Source organism: Neorhizobium sp. T25_13, assembly GCF_002968675.1.
GTDB classification, from domain to species: domain Bacteria; phylum Pseudomonadota; class Alphaproteobacteria; order Rhizobiales; family Rhizobiaceae; genus Neorhizobium; species Neorhizobium tomejilense.
Genome location: NZ_PVBI01000004.1, coordinates 145,635 through 161,018 on the forward strand (window position 1 = coordinate 145,635; position 15,384 = coordinate 161,018).

The 15,384-nt window shown below is 62.9% G+C and carries 16 protein-coding genes; 6 read left to right on the forward strand and 10 right to left on the reverse strand.

Annotated features, from left to right (window positions below):
• Positions 1-2 precede the first annotated feature (2 nt).
• The 4 genes from C5J22_RS10900 to C5J22_RS10915 are packed head-to-tail and all read right to left on the reverse strand — an operon-like array spanning position 3 to position 2,257.
• Positions 3-374, reverse strand: a complete 372-nt coding sequence (locus C5J22_RS10900) for a nitrile hydratase accessory protein (protein WP_105438244.1) — start codon at positions 372-374, stop codon at positions 3-5.
• Positions 361-1,020, reverse strand: coding sequence for a nitrile hydratase subunit beta (gene nthB / locus C5J22_RS10905; RefSeq protein ID WP_105438245.1), 660 nt, complete (start codon positions 1,018-1,020; stop codon positions 361-363). The genes C5J22_RS10900 and nthB overlap by 14 nt, the downstream gene beginning before the upstream one ends.
• Positions 1,017-1,652: a nitrile hydratase subunit alpha gene (gene nthA / locus C5J22_RS10910; protein WP_105438246.1), complete on the reverse strand. Its 636-nt coding sequence runs from the start codon at positions 1,650-1,652 to the stop codon at positions 1,017-1,019. The genes nthB and nthA overlap by 4 nt, the downstream gene beginning before the upstream one ends.
• An 11-nt stretch (positions 1,653-1,663) precedes the next feature.
• A complete protein-coding gene (locus tag C5J22_RS10915; protein ID WP_105415737.1) occupies positions 1,664-2,257 on the reverse strand; it encodes a LysE family translocator in 594 nt (197 codons plus the stop codon).
• Positions 2,258-2,431: 174 nt separating this feature from the next.
• On the opposite strand from C5J22_RS10915, the gene C5J22_RS10920 reads away from it, so the two are divergent.
• Positions 2,432-3,274: an aldo/keto reductase gene (locus tag C5J22_RS10920; RefSeq protein ID WP_105438247.1), complete on the forward strand. Its 843-nt coding sequence runs from the start codon at positions 2,432-2,434 to the stop codon at positions 3,272-3,274.
• Positions 3,275-3,347: 73 nt separating this feature from the next.
• Here the strand turns inward: C5J22_RS10920 and ilvN are convergent, their stop codons facing one another.
• Together ilvN and C5J22_RS10930 are read right to left on the reverse strand one after the other, a co-directional pair.
• Positions 3,348-3,920 carry an acetolactate synthase small subunit gene (gene ilvN, locus C5J22_RS10925; protein WP_024164177.1) on the reverse strand — a complete coding sequence of 191 codons (573 nt, stop codon included), beginning with the start codon at positions 3,918-3,920 and terminating at the stop codon, positions 3,348-3,350.
• 50 nt (positions 3,921-3,970) lie between these two features.
• Positions 3,971-5,728, reverse strand: coding sequence for an acetolactate synthase 3 large subunit (locus tag C5J22_RS10930; RefSeq protein WP_205837176.1), 1,758 nt, complete (start codon positions 5,726-5,728; stop codon positions 3,971-3,973).
• 464 nt (positions 5,729-6,192) lie between these two features.
• Here C5J22_RS10930 and C5J22_RS10935 point away from each other — a divergent pair, with 464 nt between their 5' ends.
• Positions 6,193-8,310 (forward strand): ATP-binding protein, encoded by a 2,118-nt coding sequence (locus tag C5J22_RS10935; protein WP_105438249.1) that lies wholly within the window; start codon positions 6,193-6,195, stop codon positions 8,308-8,310.
• Between the two features lie 7 nt (positions 8,311-8,317).
• Here C5J22_RS10935 and miaA read toward each other — a convergent pair whose 3' ends face one another.
• Complete coding sequence (miaA, locus tag C5J22_RS10940; protein WP_105438250.1) at positions 8,318-9,208, reverse strand: tRNA (adenosine(37)-N6)-dimethylallyltransferase MiaA; 891 nt, start codon at positions 9,206-9,208, stop codon at positions 8,318-8,320.
• Between miaA and serB the strand changes: the two genes are divergently transcribed.
• From serB to C5J22_RS10960, 4 genes are read left to right on the forward strand one after another with little or no spacing between them, the layout of a single operon-like run.
• On the forward strand, positions 9,209-10,099 hold the full coding sequence (serB, locus tag C5J22_RS10945; RefSeq protein WP_105438251.1) for a phosphoserine phosphatase SerB: 891 nt from the start codon (positions 9,209-9,211) through the stop codon (positions 10,097-10,099). It abuts the gene before it with no gap.
• A gap of 49 nt (positions 10,100-10,148) precedes the next feature.
• Positions 10,149-10,502, forward strand: coding sequence for a type II toxin-antitoxin system RelE/ParE family toxin (locus C5J22_RS10950; RefSeq protein WP_245440344.1), 354 nt, complete (start codon positions 10,149-10,151; stop codon positions 10,500-10,502).
• Positions 10,499-10,813: a helix-turn-helix domain-containing protein gene (locus C5J22_RS10955; RefSeq protein WP_105438252.1), complete on the forward strand. Its 315-nt coding sequence runs from the start codon at positions 10,499-10,501 to the stop codon at positions 10,811-10,813. The genes C5J22_RS10950 and C5J22_RS10955 overlap by 4 nt, the downstream gene beginning before the upstream one ends.
• Positions 10,814-10,837: 24 nt before the next feature.
• Complete coding sequence (locus C5J22_RS10960) at positions 10,838-11,419, forward strand: GNAT family N-acetyltransferase (protein WP_105438253.1); 582 nt, start codon at positions 10,838-10,840, stop codon at positions 11,417-11,419.
• Between the two features lie 16 nt (positions 11,420-11,435).
• Here C5J22_RS10960 and C5J22_RS10965 read toward each other — a convergent pair whose 3' ends face one another.
• From C5J22_RS10965 to hflK, 3 genes are all read right to left on the reverse strand, one after another.
• Positions 11,436-13,079 (reverse strand): Do family serine endopeptidase, encoded by a 1,644-nt coding sequence (locus C5J22_RS10965; RefSeq protein WP_105438254.1) that lies wholly within the window; start codon positions 13,077-13,079, stop codon positions 11,436-11,438.
• 222 nt (positions 13,080-13,301) lie between these two features.
• A complete protein-coding gene (hflC, locus tag C5J22_RS10970) occupies positions 13,302-14,252 on the reverse strand; it encodes a protease modulator HflC (protein ID WP_105438255.1) in 951 nt (316 codons plus the stop codon).
• Entirely contained in the window at positions 14,249-15,343 is a 1,095-nt protein-coding gene (gene hflK, locus C5J22_RS10975) for an FtsH protease activity modulator HflK (protein ID WP_105438256.1), read from the reverse strand. Before hflK ends, hflC begins: the two co-directional genes overlap by 4 nt.
• Positions 15,344-15,384: the final 41 nt, after the last annotated feature.

Below are 15,384 nucleotides of genomic sequence, written 5' to 3' on the forward strand. Positions count from 1 at the left end.
CTTCAGCGCAGCGGATCGTTGGCCAACTCGATCGGCCGGCCATGCGGCGTCGCCTCCGCTGCCCGCTGCCAGCTCTGTTGAAGCTTGAGGATCGTCTCGCCGTCGGCAATACCCTTGCCGACCAGCAGGCCGGAGAGAGCCGCCACCCAGCAGTCGAAATAATCGCTGCCGTCATCGGCCCGGCCAGGCGTGTGGACCTCGCCTGAAAGCGCTTCGGCCCATTCGCCCCAGCTGAACAGGCCGCGCTCGTGCAGATGCACGGTCATCGCGAAGGCTTCCGCCGCCCAGGGCTCCGGAAACACCGGATCACCCTCCGGTGACTTCGGCAATCCGGGTGACTGCACCAATGCCGAGGGGACCTCACATGCGCTCAAGATAACTCTCCCAGGCATCGATCGAGACCGTCAGCGTCGGGTCGGCGCCCTCGCCCCAGATTTCTGGCCCGTCGAACACGATCGTATAGACCCATTGCGGGTTCTCGCCCTTGCCATGCGCATTGTCGTCGGGAAACACAAAGGAGCCCTGCACGGCCTCGACGACACCGGTCTTGGCGCGGGCATAACGCGGCAGCCGCGTATGTGTCTCCGGATTGAAATTGCGGGTCCGCACCCGGTCGCCCGGTTGGAACTGCGGTTCCGTCTCGACGGGCCGGTCGCACGGTCCGCCCTTGGCAAGCACGCCCGCCACCATCTCCGCCTTCAGGATGCGTTTTGGCGTCGCCGGCTCCATCTGCTTGCGACCCGCATCGATTTCCGCCCGCGCCGCAAAACCATGGCGTTCGAGCAGCACTTCCAGCGCCCGTATCCAGATCTCGTAATAACTCGCGCCCAGATACGCCGCCGGCGGAATATTTTCGCGCGCATGCCGGCTTTCGTCGATCGTCCAGCCACCGAGAGCGCCGCCGGACAGCGTCAGTCCCAGCGCTCGCTTTTCCCACTCGGCATGGAAATACGGCTCGTCCTTTTCCGGCGCCACCGGCCCGAAACCCATCTGCCCGCCGAGATCATGTGGCCCGTTCATGGCCGCGGCCCCGCAATCGCCGTGCCGATCATCGCGTCGCGGCTGACGAGGTCGGCAAGCGCCTCCTCGCCGAGACCTTCTGTGCCTTCGGGCCTTTCGGGGATCACCAGATAGCGCAGTTCGGCGGTCGAATCCCAGACGCGGATTTTCTTGGCCTCCGGCAGGACCAGGCCGAACTCGGCAAGCACGCCGCGCGGGTCGATGACGGCGCGCGAGCGATAGGCTGGCGCCTTGTACCAGACCGGCGGCAGCCCGAGTACCGCCCACGGGTAACAGGAGCAGAGCGTGCAGACGACGAGGTTATGGGTGTCCGGCGTGTTGAAAACCGCCCGCATATGCTCACCCTGCCGGCCGGTAAACCCAAGGCTTGCGATCGCCGCGGTCGCATCGGTTCTCAGCCATTCGGCAAAATCGGCGTCGCTCCAGGCCTTGGCGACCACCCGGGCGCCGTTGCGCGGGCCGATCTTCGTCTCATAGGTCTCGACGATCGCATCGATCGCCTTCGGATCGATCAGCCCCTTGTCGGTCAGCACCGTTTCGAGCGCTTTTACGCGCGCCTGCATGTCGCTGTAGCGGTTGTCGTGATCGTGGTCGTGGTCGTGATGGTGATCGTGGTGATGATCTGTAGACATGCTTGTCTCCCTCATTTCAACATCGGCCAGAGGCTTGCGACAAGCAAGAGCGCCATGGTGATGTTGAACCATTTCAGCCGCGCCGGCACCGACAGCCATTCGCGCAGCGCCGAACCGAAGCCGGCCCAGGTCGAAACGCTCGGCACGTTGACCGCGGCGAACGCCAGCCCCACGAGCATCACGGTCGGTAGATAATACTCCGGGTTCGTATAGGTCGCCATGGCGGTGACCGCCATGACCCAAGCCTTCGGATTGACCCATTGGAAGGCCGCCGCGCCGATAAACGTCATCGGCTGCGCACCGGTCTTGCCGTCCGACAGGCTGCGCGACGTGCCGATCTTCCAGGCGACCCAGAGCAGATAGGCGCCGCCGGCGAATTTCAGGGCCGTATAGACGACCGGCACCGAATGCAGCAGTGCGCCGAGGCCGAGACCGACCGCGATCAGCAGCGACAGAAAGCCGGCACCGATGCCGAGCATATGGGGAATTGTCCGCGCAAAGCCGAAGTTCACGCCCGACGCGAACAGCATCATGTTGTTCGGCCCCGGCGTGATCGAGGTGGTGAAGGCGAACAGGACGAGGGCCAGAAAGGTTTCCAGCGACATATTTTCTCCTAACGCCAATCCGCCCCGGTTGTCTCGACCATCTCGTTTCGCGGATGGCCCGCCTCCCGGTGATAGGATCGTTGGAGAAGATCTTCAAGCGGAACTTGGCAGCTTCAATCGAAGCCATATCTGAGTAGGATATACGTCTCCAGAAGCGACAGACCGAGGTCCCAGATGCCCGACATTCCGACAGTCACCTTGCCCTCCGGCATTTCGGTTCCGGCTCTCGGCCTCGGCACCTGGCAGATGGGCGAGGACAGCCGCAAGGCCGCGCTGGAGATCGAGAGCCTGAAGCGCGGCCTGGATCTCGGCCTGACGCTGATCGACACGGCGGAAATGTATGGCGAGGGCGGGGCCGAAAAAATCACCGCCCATGCGATCGCCGGCCGCCGAGAGCAGGTGTTTCTGGTCAGCAAGGTCTATCCCTGGAATGCCAGCCGAAAGGGTGTCGTAGAGGCCTGCGAACGCAGCCTGGACCGGCTGAAGACCGACCGCCTCGACCTCTATCTCCTGCATTGGCGCGGCGAACATCCGCTGACCGAAACCGTCGCCGGCTTCGAGGAACTGCGCCGGGCCGGCAAGATCGGCGCCTGGGGCGTCTCCAATTTCGATCTCGACGACATGCAGGAACTGATGGAGGTGCCGGATGGCGGAAACTGCGCCGCCAACCAGGTCCTCTACAATCTCTCCCGCCGCGGCATCGAATACGATCTTCTGCCCTGGTGCCAGCAGCGCGGCATCCCGGTCATGGCCTATTCACCGATCGAACAGGGCCGGCTTGCCAGAAGCGGCGAACTGATCCGCATTGCCAAGGCCTATCAGGCGACGCCGGCGCAGGTGGCGCTCGCCTTCCTGCTGGAACGCGATGGCGTCATCGCCATCCCGAAATCCGCCAATCCGGACCGCGTCGCGGAAAATGCCGAGGCGGTCGATCTGGATCTCAGCGAGGCGGACTGGACAGCCCTCGACGCCGCCTTCCCGCCACCATCGCGCAAGGCGCCATTGGAGATGATCTAGCGGAAATCGAGCGTGCGACGCTTCGCCATCAGCGCGTCGAACGCCCGCCAAACATCGATCTCCGCCCGACCCGTTACATCCCCTGCGGGCCGCGGTTCATCGCCGCGATCCCGGTGCGGCAGACCTCCACCAGGCCGAGCGGCTTCATGATCGCCACAAACTGATCGATCTTCGAGGATTTCCCGGTGATCTCCAGGATGAAATGCTCGACCGTCGCATCGACGACCTTGGCATGGAAGGCATCCGCGAGCCGCAGCGTCTCGGCGCGGCGGTCACCTTGGCCGACGACCTTGACCAGCGCCACCTCGCGCTCGATCGGCCGTTCCTGGCCGAGTGCGTGGGCGCGAACAGTCAGGTCGACAACCCGGTGCACCGGGACGATGCGTTCGAGCTGCGCCTTGATCTGTTCGAGCACCGTCGGCGTGCCGCGCGTCACGATGGTAATGCGGGATAGGTGAGCTTCGTGTTCCGTTTCCGAAACCGTCAGGCTCTCGATATTGTAGCCGCGGCCGGAAAACAGGCCGATCACCCGTGCGAGCACGCCGGGTTCGTTGGCGACGAGAACCGAAAGCGTGTGGCTTTCGGCTTTCGCCGTCTCAGGTGCGATGAAATAGGCGGATCCGGTCGGTTGCTGATGCGCATTCATGGTCTTGGGTCCATTTCCTCAGAATTTTGTTGAAGGATGTGCCGCCCGTCTCAGACGAGCTGGCGACCCTTGGCATCGATGGCATTGGCAACCGCTTCGTCGGTGGCTTCGTCCGGCAGCAGCATCTCGTTGTGCGCCTTGCCCGAGGGGATCATCGGGAAGCAGTTGGCGAGATTGGCGACGCGGCAATCGAAGATCACCGGCTTCTTGACCGCGATCATCTCCTCGATCTTGTCGTCGAGTTCCTTCGGATCGTCGCAGTAGATGCCGACGGCGCCATAGGCTTCCGCAAGCTTGACGAAGTCCGGCATCGCTTCCGTATAGGAATTCGACAGACGGTTGCCGTGCAGCAGCTGCTGCCACTGGCGGACCATGCCCATATACTGGTTGTTCAGGATGAAGATCTTGACCGGCAGGTTATGCTGGATGGCGCAGGACATTTCCTGGATGCACATCTGGATCGAGGCGTCACCGGCGACGTCGATGACGAGGGCGTCCGGATGCGCCACCTGAACGCCGATCGCCGCCGGCAGGCCGTAGCCCATGGTGCCGAGGCCACCCGAGGTCATCCAGCGGTTCGGCTCCTCAAATTCGAGGAACTGCGCCGCCCACATCTGGTGCTGGCCGACTTCCGTCGTGATATAGGTGTCATGCCCCCTGGTCGCCTCGAAAAGGCGCTGCAGCGCATATTGCGGCATGATGACATCGTTGGAATGCTTGTAGGAAAAACTCTTGCGAGCCCGCCAGCGGTTGATCTGGCTCCACCATTCCTCGGTCTGCGCCTTGGCCGGTTTTTTCGGCAGCGCACGCCACAGGCGGACCATGTCTTCGAGAACGCTGCCGACGTCACCGAGGATCGGGATGTCGACATGCACGTTCTTGTTGATCGAGGATGGGTCGATATCGATATGGACCTTGCGCGAATTCGGTGAGAACGCGTTGAGGCGGCCGGTAATGCGGTCGTCGAAACGGGCGCCGATGCAGACCATGACGTCGCAGTCGTGCATCGCCATGTTCGCCTCGTAGGAACCGTGCATGCCGAGCATGCCGAGCCAGTTCTTGCCCGAGGCCGGATAGGTGCCGAGGCCCATCAGCGTCGAAGTGATCGGGAAATCGCTGAGCTCGACCAGCTCGCGCAGCAGGCGCGAGGCGTGCGGGCCAGAATTGACGACGCCGCCGCCGGTGTAGAGGATCGGCTGGCGCGCCGAGGCCATCAGCTCGATAGCCGCCTGAATGGCGTTGATGTCGCCCTGGGTGCGCGGCTGATAGCTGGTGTTCTGGGCGATCTCCGGCTTCGGCGTATAGGTGCCGGTCGCGAACTGGATGTCCTTCGGGATGTCGACGACAACCGGACCCGGCCGCCCCGTCTGGGCGATGCGGAAGGCCTCGTGGATGATGCCGGCCAGTTCGTTGACGTCCTTGACCAGCCAGTTGTGCTTGGTGCAGGGCCGGGTGATGCCGACGGTGTCGCACTCCTGGAAGGCGTCCGAGCCGATCAGCGTCGTCGGGACCTGGCCCGACAGGCAGACCAGCGGCACCGAATCCATCAGCGCATCCTGGAGCGGGGTGACGGCATTGGTGGCGCCTGGACCGGACGTCACCAGCATGACCCCGGCCTTGCCGGTGGAGCGGGCATAACCTTCGGCCGCATGGCCGGCGCCCTGCTCGTGGCGCACCAGAATGTGCTGAATGTCGTCCTGCTGGAAGATCTCGTCATAGATCGGCAGGACGGCGCCGCCCGGATATCCGAAGATATGCTCGACGCCATTGTCCTTCAGAGCCTTCAGGACGATCTCCGCACCCGTCATCCGGTTATCTGGCATCTGAATATCTGGCATCTGGTTGCCCGACCCCTGGTTGTTCGTATCCGTCATTGTCTTGGTCCATTCGCTGCTGGATTTTTACCGGCGGCTCCTCCGAGCCGGATTGAAGGCATAAAAAAAGGCCCCTTGGAGGAGCCTGTCTTTCCGCGCATGGGTGGCTGTCGCCGGACGGTTACACCGTCCTGCCCATGCGCGTTCCCACCACAATAAGAGCGATCGAGATCTTCATGGCGCGAAGTGTTAGCCAGATAAATGTCGTTCGTCAACGTGGGCCTGCACCAAAAATCCTCATCGGCCTGATTTTGCTGCTCCGTTTCCACGCATTCGGCCGCGCGCTTTCCTACACGAGTTGTTAAGGCCGGCACAATATAGTCCCCCTGTTTGGAGGGTAGCGACCCGACGGACGAACCGTGACCCGTTCCGCCACCCCCAATGATAGGGGCCAGAGTTTGTTGAACAACGATCTGCAACGTTCCGCATCTGTAGGGGAGCAGGATCGTCGCGACATCCAGAAGCCGGGCAACCGCATGCTTGGCCGCGTCGTCGCCTGCACAGGCTCGCACGCCACCATTTCCGCCGTTGCCGAACACGGCGAGACCGATCTTACCGAACTGTGGTCTGTCGGCCGGCTGATCTCCATCAGCGTCGGCGAGAACCGTGTCGTGGCGCTTGCCTATGCAATGCAGACCGGTGGCAGGGAATGGAGCGAAAACGGCAACACCGGCTTTCACATCGAGGCCGAACTGCTCGGCGAGGTGCGCAAGGGGCTCAATGGCCGCGACGAATTCACCGGCGGCATTTCCTGTTATCCCTATCTCGGCGCCGTCGCGCACCGGATTCGTGCCGCCGACCTTTCCCGCATTTATGATACCGGCAAGAACGAAACCTGCGTGGTCGGCAAGCTGACACAGGACGACACGATCGACGCGACGATCCATATCCCGTCGATGCTGTCGAAACATTTCGCCATCGTCGGCTCGACTGGCGTCGGCAAATCGACCGCCGTCTCCCTGCTCCTCCACAAAGCGATCGAGACCGACCCGAAGCTGCGCGTCCTCATTCTCGATCCGCACAACGAATTTGCCGCAGCCTTCCCCGAGCACGCGGTCGTCATCGATACCGAGACGCTCGACCTGCCCTTCTGGCTGATGCGGCTCGAAGAGTTTTCAGAAGTGGTTTTCCGCGGCCGCCCGGCCGTGGCGGAAGAACTCGACATCCTGCGCGACCTGATCCCGGAGGCGAAACGCGCCTTCCGCGGCAACGAAACCTCGCTGATGCGCCGTTCGACGGAAAAAAGCTCGGTCACCGCCGATACGCCGGTCCCCTACCGCATGGCGGACCTGCTGGCGCTGATCGACGAACGTATCGGCCGCCTGGAAGGCCGCGGCGAAAAGCCCTTCCTGCGGTCGCTCAAGATGCGCATCCTGTCGGCGATCAACGACCCGCGCTACCATTTCATGTTCTCCAACAATACGATCAACGACACGATCATGGAGACGATCGCCTATATCTTCCGCATTCCCGGCGACGACCGGCCGATCTCGACCTTCCAGCTCGCCGGCATTCCCTCTGAAGTCGTCAATTCCATCGCCTCGGTCCTCTGCCGCATGGCGTTTGAACTGGCGCTCTGGAGCAATGGCGCCATCCACATGCTCGTCGTCTGCGAGGAAGCACACCGTTACGTGCCGGCCGACCGCGAGCTCGGTTTCTTCCCGACAAGGCAGGCCATCTCGCGGATCGCCAAGGAGGGCCGCAAATACGGCGTCTCGCTCGGGGTCATCACTCAGCGCCCCGGCGAACTCGACCAGACCATCCTGTCGCAGTGTTCGACGGTGTTCGCGATGCGGCTGTCAAACGACCGCGACCAGGAAATCATCAAGTCGGCAATCCCGAATTCGTCGATCTCGACGACCAGCTTTCTGTCGTCGATCGGCAATGGCGAGGCGATCGCCTTCGGCGAGGCGATTTCCGTGCCGATGCGCATGCGTTTTGCCCGCGTCGAGGAAAAATACCTGCCCAAGGCCAATGGCGTCGCCGACAAAGGCACGGAGGATACGCCGGATACGGTCGATCTGCGCACCGTGATCGCCCGTATGCGCGCCGTCAGCGGCCCCGATATTTCCGCCTTCCAGCAAAGCTACTCGACGGCGACGGCGCCTTTCGCGGAAGGCGCTTCCGGGGCCGAGGAGGACACGGACGATGATTTCCCGCCGGCAGGTGATGCCGAACTCGATCGCTGGAACCGGGAGATCCGCTCGACCGGCCATGTGACGATCAACCCGACACCGCCCATGGCTGGCAACCCGCTGTTGGAACCCTATCGGCCGGAAATGCTGCCGCGCGCGGTGGTACCTGAACAACCCTCGGCACCTCGCCCCGACCGTTTCGCAGAACTGCGCCGCGACCGTCCGCCTGAGCCGGCGCCCCACCAGCCCGCGCCTCCGACATTCCAGCGTCCGCCGGCGCCCGAAGGCGCCCCACGCCCGAACCCGCTGCTCCGGCGCGAAGGATCGCTGCGCGAAAGCCTGCTGAAGAAACCACTGAGCAGCCTCTACGACAAGGATTGAGCCGGCCTCAGGCCAGACGCTCCCAACTCTCGTCCATCTGGTTGCGAAACCAGGTCATCTGGCGCTTGGCATATTGGCGGGTCAATGCCGAGCCGCGTTCGATAACCTCTTCCCGGCTCATGCGGCCTTCCAGCATCTCGGCGACCTGGACAACGCCGATCGCCTTCATGACAGGCAGGTCGGGTGCAGGATCGAGCGCCAGCAGCGCCCTCACCTCATCCACGGCCCCGGTCTCCAGCATCGTCGCGAAACGGCGGTCGATCCGTTCGTGCAGGAGCTTTCTGTCCGGCAGGACGACAAGCTTCTTCGCCCTCGACGGATCGATCACCACCGGCCCCTGCCTGCCCTGAAACTCGGCGATAGAGCGGCCGGTCTCGGCCAGAACCTCCAGCGCTCTGACGATCCGCTGCCCGTCCTTCGGCTCGAGGCTCGCCGCTACCGTCGCATCGCGTGCCGAAAGCTCCGCATGCAGCGCTTCCGGTCCTTCCTCCTTGAGACGCAGGCGCACCTCACAGCGAGTATCCTGCGAGATTTCCGGCATATCGGAGAGGCCACCGGTCAGCGCCTTGAAATAAAGCCCCGTGCCGCCGACGAAGACCGGCAGCCGGCCCTCGCGCGCCAGCTCCGGCAGAAGCGCCGTCACGTCGCGCAGCCACTCGCCGGTGGAATAAGCTCTCGTTGCCGGCACATGCCCGTAGAGAAGGTGCGGTACTCCCTCCATCTCGTCCTCGGCCGGTCGCGCCGTCAGGACCCGCAGCGTGTCGTAGACCTGCATGCTGTCGGCGTTTATGACAACGCCGTTTTTCTCGCGCGCCAGGCGCAATGCAAGCGCCGACTTGCCGCTGGCCGTCGGCCCGGTTATCAGGATCGCATCAAAATTGTCGATAAGGTCGCTCATATGGCTTTCGTTGCCACGCTCATTGCCCATCCGTCAAACCCCGTTCTCACGCAACAGCTCGGAGAACAAGCGGCGGAGGCGGTGAAAGCCTCCGGCCTCTACTGGCTGGCGGATGGGATCGCCTGCGATATCGCGCTGCGCGACGGCTGCGATATCGGGGCAGCCGAGGCCGATCTGAGGGTTGTTATCAGCAGCGTCCCGATCGATCTCGTCATCCAGGACGCGGATACGCGGCGCAAGAAATTCCTGATCGCCGACATGGATTCGACCATGATCGGCCAGGAATGCATCGACGAGCTCGCTGATGTCGTGGGACTGAAGGACAAGGTCGCGACGATCACGGCCCGCGCCATGAACGGCGAGATCGCCTTCGAACCCGCGCTTCGCGAACGTGTCGCGCTTCTGAAAGGCCTGCCGATCACGGTCGTCGACGACGTCATCGCCAAGCGCATTACGCTGACCTCAGGTGGGCCGGAATTGATCGCCACCATGAAGGCCAAAGGTCATTACGCCGCGCTCGTGTCGGGCGGCTTTACCGTCTTCACCAGCCGCATCGCCGCGACCCTCGGCTTCGACGAAAACCGCGCCAACATCCTCCTCGAAAACGATGGCATCCTCACCGGCGAGGTCGTCGAACCCATCCTCGGCAAACAGGCCAAGGTGGACGCGCTGCTTGCCATCGCGGAAAAGCTCGGCATCTCCCCGGAAGACACGATCGCCGTCGGCGACGGCGCTAACGATCTCGGCATGCTCGACATCGCCGGCTCCGGCGTCGCGCTGCACGCCAAGCCCACCGTTGCCGCCCAGGCCAGGATGCGCATCGACCACGGCGATCTGACCGCCCTCCTCTATATCCAGGGTTATCGCAAGACGGATTTCGTGACGGCCTGATTGCAACCCTTGCGATTGACTGATTGAAATATACATCGCATTATTTGCATTGAAGATCATTGCAAAAATGGTATATTTTATGCCTTGGACGATTGAGTTTCTCGATGCTGAAGTAAGGGAAAAGCTCTATTCCCTTCCCTTGGACATGCGTGCGGTCTTCGAGCGCATCTCTCACCTGATCGAAGACCATGGCCTTGCCGGGATGCGCGCGCCATATGTGAAGCATCTCGAAGGCCCCGTTTGGGAAATGCGCCTAACGGGGCGCGATGGCATTGCCCGTGCCGCCTATATTACGGTGAAAGAAAGACGCGTCGTTGTCGTGCACGTTTTTCGAAAGAAAACTCAGAAAACGCCGCGTCGCGACATCGAATTCGCGCTGAAGAAAGCGAAGGAGGTCAAATGACGAAACGAAATAGCCTGCTTGCCCGAGATGCCTTTGAAGAGTGGCGCAAGGACCCCGAATTCGTCGCGGCCTATGATGCCCTCGAAGAGGAGTTTGCCCTCGCGGAGGCCCTGATCAAGGCACGCGCCCAGGCCTCCATGACGCAGGAAGACGTCGCCAAGGCCATGGGCACGACTCAGGCCGCCATCGCCCGGCTGGAGAGTGGTCGTTCCATGCCCTCGACCCGCACCCTGCAAAGATTCGCCGATGCGACCGGCACGAAACTCCGCATCAGCTTCCAGAAGCCGAAATCCTCTTCCAGAGCATCATAGAGCAGGCTGACCGTGCATCGTCCCATGATCATCCTCGAAACCGAACGCCTGCGCCTCAGAAGCTGGATCGACAGCGACCGCGACCTCTTTCGCGAGATCAATTCCGATCCGAAGGTGATGGAATTTTTCCCGTTCCGGCGCACCCACGAGGAGGCCGACACCTTTCTTGCAAAGCTCAACGATGCGATCACCGAAACCGGGCTCGGCTTTTACGCGCTGGAACTGAAGGAAACGCAGGAGCCCATAGGTTTCTGCGGCCTGTCGCTCGCCAACATGCCGGATATATTTCCGGTCGAGACGGTGGAGATCGGCTGGCGGCTGGCGACCCGATTCTGGGGCAACGGTTATGTCACGGAGGCAGCCCGCGCGCTGCTCGACTTCGCCTTCGGCGAAAAGCACCTCGATGCAGTCGTCTCCTTCGCAGTCGGCGAAAACAGGCGATCGACCGCCGTCATGAAGCGGCTCGGCCTGCACCGCATCACCGGCATGGATTTCGACCATCCGCGGGTGCCGGATACGCATCCGCATCTGAAACCGCATGTGGTCTATGCGATCACCCGCGATGAGTGGCAGCGCCAGAGGGCGGCCGCGGGGCGCACCCACTGACCGCCTCGCCCTGGGCTTATTCCAGCGGCAGCGCCACGAAGCGCAGGTTTCCGGAAGGATCCGAGACCATCACATGCGCGTTGCGCCGGCCCTCGGACTTCAGGACCGAGATCCGCTTGACGACGTCGGCCGGGCTTTCGACGAAATCCTGCGCCACCTCGACCACGACCTCGCCGACCTTCAACCCCTTCTGGGCTGCCGGCGAATTCGGCGCAACGGCGGTGATCAGCACCCCTTCGACGCTTTCGACAATGCTGAAACTCTTGCGGCGTTCCTCGTCGAGCACGGCGAGCGTCATGCCGAAGGCTGCCGCCGGGTCCTGGCTGAGTTCGCCCTTCTGGTCTCCGGGCGTTTTGTTGTCCGGCGTCTTGTTCTCGCCCTGGCCTTCCGGCAGGGCCGGCTGGTCGTCTTCCTCCTCCGGATCGGCGCTATCCTCCAGGCGGCCGAGCGTCACCTTGACGGTCTGCTGCTTGCCGTCGCGCAGGATCACCACGTCGACTTCCTTGTTGACCGGGCTTTCCGCAACGATGCGCGGCAGGTCGCGCATCTCGTTGACGGACTGGCCGTCGAAGGTGAGGACCACGTCGCCGGCCTTGATCTCGCCATTCTTGATCGGCCCGCCATTGACCACGCCGGATACCAGCGCGCCGCGCGCCCGGTCGAGGCCGAGGCTTGCCGCCACGTCGTCGGTAACCGGCTGAATGCGCACACCGAGCCAGCCGCGGCGCGTCTCGCCGAATTCGGTCAGCTGGTGCACGACATTTTCGGCGAGTTCCGTCGGCACGGCGAAACCGATGCCGATCGAACCGCCGGACGGTGAAATGATCGCGGTATTGATGCCGATCACCTCGCCGCGCATGTTGAACAGCGGCCCGCCGGAATTGCCCTTGTTGATCGCCGCATCCGTCTGGATGAAGTTGTCGTAGGGACCGGCATTGATGTTGCGGCCGCGGGCCGAAATGATGCCCAGTGTCACGGATCCGCCGAGGCCGAAGGGATTGCCGATCGCCATCACCCAGTCGCCGATCCGCATGCGGCGGGAATCACCGAAGCGCACGGCCTTAAGCGGCGCCTTGGGCTCGACCTTCAGGACCGACAGGTCGGTCTTGGTGTCGGTGCCGACCAGCTTGGCCTTGAGCTTCGAGCCGTTCGGGAAAATCACCTCGATGTCGTCGGCGCCTTCGATGACGTGGTTGTTGGTGACGACGTAGCCGGAGGGATCGATCACGAAGCCGGAGCCGAGCGAAGAAACCTTCTGATTTCCGTTCTGGCTGCCCTGGCCATCGAAGAAGTCCTCGAAAAACTCCTGGAATGGCGAGCCTTCCTGGATCTGAGGCTGCGGGCCGGCTCCCTGGTCCTTGACGCTCTGGGAGGTGGAGATGTTGACGACGGCATCGAGCAGGCCCTCGGCAAGATCGGCGATCGAACCTGGGCCGCCGCCTGCCATCGGCCCCGGAGCCGGGGGCGGATTGATGGTCGGAGACGGGGTCGGCGGAGCCGGCAGCATGACGCCCGGAGAACCGGCCGGCGGATTGGCGTTCTGCCCCGGGGCGGCAGGGACCGGTGTCTGGGCAATCGCCTGCAAGGGTGCCGCCAGCAGGGCAAAAGTTGCCGCAAGCGTGACGGTGCGCTTGAAGGTCGATCGAACCGAATGGGCCATCTGGCGTCCTCGCTGTTGGGTTGTCCGCATCACCCCGGAAGAGCGGTCTCCACCCGGGCAGGCTATAGGAACCTTTGAATCGGGCGGAGTTTCGGCAGAGCATAAGGCGGAATGACGACTGTGGAAATTACCTTTTCGTGAGGACTGCGCCCTCTACCCGTCACGCCTGTGGATGGTCTTGTCATGAAAGGGGCGGCTTTGCGCCGCCCCAAACTTGCCAGATCAGTTCGCCGGCGCTGCGGGCGCGGCAGGCGGTGCCGGTCGAGCCGGAGGCTGGATCGGCGCAAGTGCCTGACCTGCGGACGAGTTGAAGAACCGGAAAAACTCCGAATCCGGCGACAGCACCAAGGTCGTGCCGTTGTCGGCAAGTGCAGCCACATAGGCCCGCATGGTGCGGTAGAACTCGAAGAAGGCCGGATCGCGCTGGAAGGCCTCGCCGAAGATCTTGTTGCGTTCGGCATCGCCCTGACCGCGCATGATTTCCGAATCCCTCTGTGCTTCGGAGACGAATTCGACAACCTGGCGGTCGGCGATCGCCCGCCGGCGCTGGCCCTGCTCATTACCACGAGCGCGGATCAGTTCAGCTTCTGCAAGACGTTCCGCCTTCATGCGCTGGAAGGTCTGCTGCGACACTTCCTGGGTGAGGTCGGTGCGGCGGATACGAACGTCGCGGATCGCGAGCCCGAGGGTTTCCGCCGCAGCACTCAGGTCGGCGCGAACCTCCTGCATCATCGAAGAACGCTCATTGGAAAGCGCCGCGTCGAAATTGCGCAGACCGTAGACCCGGCGCAAGGCCGCATCGAGGCGGGTGCGAAGGCGCGATTCGGCCGATTCGCGGTCGCCCGACACCGTTTCCCGGAAAAGGCGCGGGCCGGTGATCGAGTAGACGACAAAAGCGTCGACTTCATAGAAGGCACCGCCGCGCACCTGGACGCGGATATTGTCGAGATCGAAGCGCAATGCCCGGTCCTCGACATACTGGACGCGATCGGCGTCCATGAATGCGAAGGGCAGCTTGAAGTAGATGCCCGGCTCGCGCTTGACGTCCTGGATTTCGCCGAAGCGGACGACGATCGCCTGTTCGCGTTCGTTGACCACGAAGACCGACGAATAGATGAGCATGAGAAGGACCGCGAGGCCGATCAGGATTGCGGGGAGTCGATTGGAGTTCATCGGGTGCCTCCCTGCGTCGGCTGCTTCATCATCTCGTTGAGCGGCAGATAGGGAACCACGCCGTCCTTGCTGTCCAGAATGATCTTGCGGGAGTTCTTCAGCACCGTTTCCATGGTTTCGAGGAAGATGCGCCGGCGCGTCACTTCAGGCGCGTTGGCATATTCGTTGTAGATCGAGACGAAGCGCTGCGCCTCGCCCTGCGCCTCGTTGACGACCTTGTCCTTGTAGGCGGATGCCTCTTCGCGGACCTGGGCTGCCTGACCGCGGGCCTGACCGAGCTTCTGGTTGGCGTACTGGTTCGCCTCTTCGACGAAACGATCCTCGTCCTGTTCGGCACGCTGCACTTCTTCGAAGGCGTCGGCCACTTCACGCGGCGGCGCCGCATCCTCGATCGGTACGGCGTTGATGGAAAGGCCGGAGGCGTAGGTATCCATCGTGCCTTGGATGATGTTGCGCACTTCGGTCGAGATGCCTTCACGGTTGTCGCGGAAAATGTCCTGCGCCGGGCGGCGGCCGACGACCTCGCGCATGGCGCTTTCGGAAACCTGCTGCAACGTCGAGGCCGGGCCTTCGAGGTTGAACAGATAGGCCTTCGGATCGGTGACGGTGAACAGGACCGAGAACTGCACGTTGACGATGTTCTGGTCGCCGGTCAGCATCCAGCCGGCATTGGAGCTCGATCCCCGAGCCGCGCCGATATTCTGCTGCTGTTCGGTGACCTTGACGATCTCGACGGATTCGAATGGCCAGAAATGGAAATGCAGGCCCGGCATGGAGATTTCGTCCTTCGGGCGGCCGAAACGCAGTTCGACCCCGCGCTCGTCCGGCTGGACCGTGTAGACGGACTGGAAGGCGAGGAAAGCAATGAGCACGATGAGAACGATCGCGAAGGCGCCGCCGTTGAAACCGCCGGGCATTACGCTGCGCAGCCGATCCTGACTGCGCCTTATGATGTCTTCGAGGTCGGGCGGACCACCGCTGCCCCCGCCGCCGCGTGGGCGGTTCGGTCCCTGTCCCCAGGGCCCTTGATTATTACCGCCGCCGCCGCCCCAAGGACCGCCGCCGCCACCATTCTGATTGCTCCAGGGCATCAAAACCTCTTTGTTCGTATTCGCTCCCAAACCGCGACCCT

Excerpts from the sequence above, each read along its gene's own strand:
- nthB (WP_105438245.1), bottom strand. The coding sequence starts at position 1,020 with ATGAACGGGCCACATGATCTCGGCGGGCAGATGGGTTTCGGGCCGGTG.
- nthA (WP_105438246.1), bottom strand. The coding sequence starts at position 1,652 with ATGTCTACAGATCATCACCACGATCACCATCACGACCACGACCACGAT.
- C5J22_RS10915 (WP_105415737.1), bottom strand. The coding sequence starts at position 2,257 with ATGTCGCTGGAAACCTTTCTGGCCCTCGTCCTGTTCGCCTTCACCACC.
- C5J22_RS10920 (WP_105438247.1), top strand. The coding sequence starts at position 2,432 with ATGCCCGACATTCCGACAGTCACCTTGCCCTCCGGCATTTCGGTTCCG.
- ilvN (WP_024164177.1), bottom strand. The coding sequence starts at position 3,920 with ATGAATGCGCATCAGCAACCGACCGGATCCGCCTATTTCATCGCACCT.
- C5J22_RS10930 (WP_205837176.1), bottom strand. The coding sequence starts at position 5,728 with ATGACGGGTGCGGAGATCGTCCTGAAGGCTCTGAAGGACAATGGCGTC.
- miaA (WP_105438250.1), bottom strand. The coding sequence starts at position 9,208 with ATGAGCGACCTTATCGACAATTTTGATGCGATCCTGATAACCGGGCCG.
- serB (WP_105438251.1), top strand. The coding sequence starts at position 9,209 with ATGGCTTTCGTTGCCACGCTCATTGCCCATCCGTCAAACCCCGTTCTC.
- C5J22_RS10955 (WP_105438252.1), top strand. The coding sequence starts at position 10,499 with ATGACGAAACGAAATAGCCTGCTTGCCCGAGATGCCTTTGAAGAGTGG.
- C5J22_RS10960 (WP_105438253.1), top strand. The coding sequence starts at position 10,838 with ATGATCATCCTCGAAACCGAACGCCTGCGCCTCAGAAGCTGGATCGAC.
- C5J22_RS10965 (WP_105438254.1), bottom strand. The coding sequence starts at position 13,079 with ATGGCCCATTCGGTTCGATCGACCTTCAAGCGCACCGTCACGCTTGCG.
- hflC (WP_105438255.1), bottom strand. The coding sequence starts at position 14,252 with ATGAACTCCAATCGACTCCCCGCAATCCTGATCGGCCTCGCGGTCCTT.
- hflK (WP_105438256.1), bottom strand. The coding sequence starts at position 15,343 with ATGCCCTGGAGCAATCAGAATGGTGGCGGCGGCGGTCCTTGGGGCGGC.